We start from the raw sequence: 1,875 nt of genomic DNA, 5'->3' as shown, positions 1-1,875 counted from the left end.
GTGCTACAGCGTCCTTTGCGCGTCCAAGAGGACGCGCGGCGCTGTAGACGCGAAGATGGTTGAAAATTAGCCGCGCCTGTGACAAAAGGCGTGTCGAATGTGACGGGATGCGACGATCCGCTTCTGCCGAATGTGATAAGAAGTAGGAAAAACAAAGACTTATTCACATTTTGGAGCGTATTTCTGAAGGATTTGAGCCGCGTTGGGCGGACAGATCGCCAAGTCCCGCACCAAAAGCCATTCCCGGCAAGATATACCGGCAGGCTGTAAACGGCAGGAGCCGTTTGGCTGCCTCATTGGTGGAAACAAAGGTTCTATGATGCAGGTCACCGAAACGCTCAACTCCGGTCTCAAGCGCGAGATCAAGATCACCGTGCCGGCCGGTGACATGGAAGCCAAGCTGATGGCGCGGCTTTCCGATGCCAGGAACAAGGTCCGTATCAACGGCTTCCGCCCCGGCAAGGTGCCCGTGCAGCACCTGCGCAAGGTCTACGGCAAGTCGTTCATGGCCGAGGTGGTCAACGAGATTCTCAACGATTCGACCCGTTCGATCATTACCGGGCGCGGCGAAAAGGCCGCCATGCAGCCCGAAGTGATCATGACCGAGGACGAGAAGGAGGCCGAGAAGATCCTGGCCGGCGGCGCAGACTTCGAGTTCCGCCTGAACTACGAGATCATTCCACAGATCGAGATCAAGGATTTCTCCGACATCAAGGTGACGCGTCAGGTGTTCGACGTGCCGGATTCGGAAATCGACGAGCAGGTCCAGCGTGTCGCCGAATCGGCGCGCACCTATGAGCCGAAGGCCGGCAAGGCCGCCGAAGGCGACCGCGTGACGATCGACTATGTCGGCAAGATTGACGGCGAAGCCTTCAGCGGCGGCGCCGGCACGGACCAGCCGCTGGTGCTCGGCTCCAAGGAATTCATTCCCGGCTTCGAGGATCAGCTCATCGGCAGCAAGGCCGGTGACGAGACGCAGGTCACGGTTACGTTCCCGGAAAACTACCAGGCGGCGCATCTGGCCGGCAAGGAAGCGACCTTCGACGTCACCGTCAAGGAAGTGTCCAAGCCCGGTGCGTTGGAAATCAACGACGAAATGGCCAAGAATCTCGGCCTGGAGTCGCTTGAGCGCCTGCGTGAAGTGGTGCGCGGCCAGATCGAGAACCAGTTCGGTTCGATGACGCGCCAGAAGATCAAGCGCCAGCTGCTGGACCAGCTCGATGCCGCCTACTCGTTCGAGGCACCGTCGAAGCTCGTCGAGGCCGAGTTCAACAACATCTGGAACCAGGTCAACCGCGATCTGGAAGCCGCCGGCCGCACCTTCGCCGACGAGGAGACGACGGAAGAAGAGGCGCGCGCCGAATATATGCGGCTTGCCGAGCGCCGCGTGCGTCTCGGCCTGGTTCTCGCCGAAATCGGCGAGAAGGCCGGCGTGACGGTGTCGGACGACGAATTGCAGCGTGGCCTGTTCGAGCAGGTGCGCCGCTATCCGGCCAACCAGCAGCAGGAAGCCTTCGAATTCTACCGCAGCAACCCCGAAGCGCTGAACACGCTGCGCGCGCCGATGTTCGAGGAGAAGGTGGTCGATCATCTCCTCGGCCAGATCTCCGTCACCGACGTTAAGGTCAGCAAGGAAGAGTTGATGGCCGACGACGAGGACACCGAGACGGCCAACGCGAAGCCGGCGAAGAAAGCCGCCGCGAAGAAGGCCGACGCCAAGCAGGCCGACGATACGGAAGAGCCCAAGAAAAAGGCCGCGCCGAAGAAGAAAGCCGCCAAAGACGCGGAATAACACGGCATTCTGCGAATTGTGAAAGGCCGCCCATGAGGCGGCCTTTTTCGTTGCTGCCGACGTCGTAGGCCGCCGTCCTAGTC

1 protein-coding gene is annotated in these 1,875 nt (G+C 60.5%); it reads left to right on the top strand.

Annotated elements, in window-relative coordinates; translation table 11 throughout:
- Positions 1-319: 319 nt before the first annotated feature.
- Entirely contained in the window at positions 320-1,792 is a 1,473-nt protein-coding gene (gene tig / locus EOA85_RS34225; RefSeq protein WP_127212631.1) for a trigger factor, read from the top strand.
- Positions 1,793-1,875: the final 83 nt, after the last annotated feature.

This window comes from Mesorhizobium sp. M5C.F.Ca.IN.020.29.1.1 (genome assembly GCF_003997375.1).
Lineage (GTDB): Bacteria > Pseudomonadota > Alphaproteobacteria > Rhizobiales > Rhizobiaceae > Mesorhizobium > Mesorhizobium wenxiniae.
This window is presented reverse-complemented; position numbering and strand designations above follow the sequence as displayed.